This is a genomic window from Paenibacillus sp. EKM206P, from assembly GCF_011066155.1.
GTDB classification, from domain to species: Bacteria; Bacillota; Bacilli; order Paenibacillales; family Paenibacillaceae; genus Paenibacillus; species Paenibacillus polymyxa_D.
Genome location: NZ_JAAMNQ010000110.1, coordinates 1 through 280 on the forward strand (window position 1 = coordinate 1; position 280 = coordinate 280).

Below are 280 nucleotides of genomic sequence, written 5' to 3' on the forward strand. Positions count from 1 at the left end.
AACTGTGGTGTAGAGGCCTAACATGCCTGCCTGTCACGCAGGAGATCGCGGGTTCGAATCCCGTCAGTTCCGCCATTAGTATTATAACGTGTAATGAAGAGCCTTATTCTAAGGCTCGGTAGCTCAGTCGGTAGAGCAGAGGACTGAAAATCCTCGTGTCGGCGGTTCGATTCCGTCCCGAGCCACTTTTAATTGAATATTTTATGTGCCGGTGTAGCTCAACTGGTAGAGCAACTGACTTGTAATCAGTAGGTTGGGGGTTCAAGTCCTCTCGCCGGCA

Annotated in this window: 2 tRNA genes; both read left to right on the plus strand. The window is 50.4% G+C overall.

Going from position 1 to position 280, the window contains the following annotated elements:
* Positions 1-112: 112 nt before the first annotated feature.
* Positions 113-185 (plus strand) — tRNA-Phe (locus G9G53_RS25940).
* A 22-nt stretch (positions 186-207) separates the two neighbouring features.
* A tRNA-Thr gene (locus G9G53_RS25945) sits at positions 208-280 on the plus strand.